Source organism: Serratia sp. N21D137 (assembly GCF_047530005.1).
Taxonomy (GTDB): Bacteria; Pseudomonadota; Gammaproteobacteria; order Enterobacterales; family Enterobacteriaceae; genus Chania; species Chania fonticola_B.
This window is the reverse complement of record NZ_JBLJAJ010000079.1, coordinates 1-3,140: the sequence shown is the minus strand read 5'-3', so window position 1 is coordinate 3,140 and position 3,140 is coordinate 1. Positions and strand designations below refer to the sequence as shown.

At 48.2% G+C, this 3,140-nt stretch carries 4 protein-coding genes and 2 pseudogenes; 2 read left to right on the top strand and 4 right to left on the bottom strand.

Going from position 1 to position 3,140, the window contains the following annotated elements; genetic code table 11:
* Positions 1–85: hypothetical protein (locus ACMV5H_RS25195; protein ID WP_414821777.1), on the top strand; the 85-nt coding region annotated here is incomplete at its 5' end.
* Positions 86–127: 42 nt separating this feature from the next.
* On the opposite strand, the gene ACMV5H_RS25190 is transcribed toward ACMV5H_RS25195, so the two are convergent.
* A protein-coding gene (locus ACMV5H_RS25190) for an IS3 family transposase (RefSeq protein WP_414822762.1) occupies positions 128–1,620 on the bottom strand; the annotation gives its coding sequence in 2 pieces (ribosomal slippage) (positions 128–1,188 and positions 1,188–1,620; 1,494 coding nt in all).
* Positions 1,621–1,744: 124 nt separating this feature from the next.
* Positions 1,745–1,981: pseudogene (locus tag ACMV5H_RS25185) on the bottom strand (transposase); the annotation flags it as partial.
* Positions 1,982–2,235: 254 nt separating this feature from the next.
* On the opposite strand from ACMV5H_RS25185, the gene ACMV5H_RS25180 reads away from it, so the two are divergent.
* Positions 2,236–2,625, top strand: a complete 390-nt coding sequence (locus tag ACMV5H_RS25180) for a DUF4440 domain-containing protein (RefSeq protein ID WP_414822761.1) — start codon at positions 2,236–2,238, stop codon at positions 2,623–2,625.
* 256 nt (positions 2,626–2,881) lie between these two features.
* On the opposite strand, the pseudogene ACMV5H_RS25175 reads toward ACMV5H_RS25180, so the two are convergent.
* Positions 2,882–2,986 (bottom strand): annotated as a pseudogene (locus ACMV5H_RS25175) (IS1 family transposase); the annotation flags it as partial.
* 42 nt (positions 2,987–3,028) lie between these two features.
* Positions 3,029–3,140, bottom strand: a 112-nt coding sequence (locus tag ACMV5H_RS25170) for an IS3 family transposase (protein ID WP_414822533.1), incomplete at its 5' end; no start/stop codon positions are given.

Genomic DNA, 3,140 nt, shown 5'->3' with positions numbered 1-3,140 from the left:
TCATGTGCTGAATGTGATTGCCGACTGGCCGATAAACCGGGTCAGTGAGCTACTGCCGTGGCGTATAACACTGCCAACAGAATAACTTACTCGACCTTAGTCAATACGGCCTTCGTTGGACGCTTACTTATGCCGCCTCTTTTTCCGGGTTAAGGTAAACTTCCGGAATATAGTCCCAGTTGCGTAGCTGCTTACTCCAGCGTTCTGGATGTTGTTGGTGGGCTAGCCGGTAAACAGACTTTCTGGCTGCCAGTATTTTCATATCGAGACCCCGATGGCGTTCATCCGGCGTAACGTATTTTATCCCGCTGTGCTTATGCTCAAGGTTGTACCAGTTTACGAAACGGCTTACCCAGGCCCGTGCGTCATCTATTGTGTGAAAGCCGTTCTCTGGCCACCAGGGGCAATATTTGAGTGTGCGGAACAATGATTCTGAATACGGATTATCATTGCTGACCCGGGGGCGAGAGTAAGAACTCAGTACGCCAAGGGCATACATTTTTGCCAGCAACGTAAAGCTGCGCATTGGGCTTCCGTTGTCAGAATGCAGCACCAGGTTACGGGATGAACATTTTTCATTCCACACCGCTCGTTGTAGCAGTTCTGCTGCATGTTCTCCGGTTTCACTGCTGAATACATCTGCGGCGATAATTTTACGGCTATAAATGTCCATTATCATATAGAGGTAAAAGTGCTGGCCTCTGACCCAGGACGGAAGGTAGCTGATATCCCAACTCCAGACCTGATTCGGTGCAACCGCCTTAAGCACATCAGGCCGTTTATACTGACATTCACGGGATCTTCTCGTCAGTTGACTGGCTGATTTTAATACACGATAAAAGGTTGATTCAGAAGCAATATAAACGCCTTTATCCGCCAGCATCGGCACAATCACATTTGGTGGCAAAGAGGCGAACTCAGGAGCGTTGCATAGCGCCAGAATTTGCTGCCTTTCTGTTTCCGATAATTTATTTCTGGGGACCCGGTTTGTCGCACCAGGTCTTCTGTCTGCACCGATCACTTCACCATCAATCCAGCGCTGAAGCGTTCGGATCGAAATCCCAATACACTGACAGGCCTGGATTTTACGGGCGCCGTGATCGACAGCTTCACGGACAAGAGAAATAATTTTCTGCCGCTCCGGAAGAGGTGTCAGCCTTCCTCGCTGTTGTCCCAGAGGGCATTGAACTTTTCCCGCAGCATCAGGAGCGCAGCCGCTTCTGCCAGCGCTTTATCTTTGCAGGTCAGCTCCTTCTCAAGTTCACGCAACCGGCTTCTGATATCGCGTAACTCTTTATCTGCGCGGCGATTTTCCGTCAGCTTCATTTCATGAGCTTTGATCGAAATAACCCGCCACTCTTTAACCTGCTCAACAAAAAGCCCCTGACGGCGACAATAATCGGCAAGTTCCATTTCAGACAATGAAGCTGTTTCAAGAACAACCGAAAAGCGACGCTCAGGAGTCCATTCATCACCATCCACAGAGGAAATCCTTTCATTTTTTGGCAATAAGCCTTGTGCCACCAGTTCAAGTCGCCATTTTGCAACAACGGAAGAACTCAGAGCCAGTTTTTGTGCAATGTGTCTGACGGACCAGCTATAAGGAGGCTGGAGCCACATCACTCCCTTTTCTTTCACATCAATCGGTACTGCATGCGCAGGCATAGTCATTCTCCTTCAAAAAGTAAGCGACAACTATGCTGACACAGGGGGGGAATGGCCGTTCATCTTCGCCAGAATACGCATCTGCCAGCTGACGTTTGAGCCGGGCATTTTCGGCAGCCAGTTCGCTTTCACGCTCGAATGATGTCAGTTGCTGTTGTTGTTTGCTTCGCCAAGTATAAAGTTGCGACTCGTAGAGACCGAGTTCGCGCGCGGCTGCGGCCACGCCAATACGTTGAGCGAGCTTAAGCGCTTCGTCCCGAAAGGCAGGCGTGTGTTGTTTGCGGGGCTTGTTTTTCGTTGCTGATGGTTTAGTCATGAGTCACCTCTGAGTTACGAGTTTACTCACTTAATACCGTGTCCACTATTGCTGGGTAAGATCAAAAGTCCTGCTGGCAAGCGTGAAAGAGACGGCTGAAAAATTGCTCAACGCGTAATCCTTAGTAGCTGAATCTGCGTCGAGTTGCTAGTCAATTCGGCGCAGTCAAAATGCTTCCTCTGGTGAAATCTGTTGGGTAATGACAGCCATTATTTATCAGATTTCACGTAGCGCGATCAAAAAAGGAGGGCGTTTTGAACGATATTGCACAACTTTTGCCAGTAATCCAATCACTGGAGGTTCAACTCCATCAGTCGGCAACGCGCAACGATGCTAATCTCGTCGGAGAATTGCTGCATGACGATTTTGAAGAGATCGGTTGTTCCGGGTTGTACTATGACAAACAGCAAACCATTGCGGCGCTAAAGTTGGAAAGCGGCCAGCCACAGATTTTTGCCGAAGAATTCAAACTGGTGAAGATTGCCGATGGTGCCGTATTGTTGAGGTATAAAATTTTTCAACGTGATGCGGATGGCAGCATTGTTCGCCGTGCTGAGCGTTCTTCGAGCTGGTTGCAATCGTCACAAGACAGCGGAGGCCATTGGCAGATGCGTTTTCACCAAGGCACACAGATCGGGAATTGAAGCCAACTGTGTATCAACTCGAACTGATTAGAAAACCAAGCAGACAAAGCGTGAAGGTGAGGTGAGATAAACATAGCGGGATAACCCGGTGCGTAATTGCCAATGCAATTTAACATAATTATCGTTATGCGCACCAGGAATGTGGCAGCAAAGTTGTAATGTCCGCTTCTGGCTAAGTTAAGATGTCCGGCATGTATAATCAAATAAGGATTACCATGACGGCTCTTACAGCGGAGTTTTTGGTCGTGACTCAAATTTAGTGGTAGTGGTTGATTGTTAGATACCATCCGATGAGCTTATCGTGCATTTCTTCTGACTTTGAGAAGCAGATGGTCTTGCGAGCAAGCTGCTTGAGATGGGTGAGGTGTACTGGCAATAGCGGACACTATCATTTGTTCTTTTATTAAGCAGCCATGCAATAATAGTTCTTCTCGAAGTCTGCCGGTGAGAGATTACCCAACCGGGAATGACGACGCTGCCGGTTGTAGAAGATCTCAATATATTCCCGTACTACT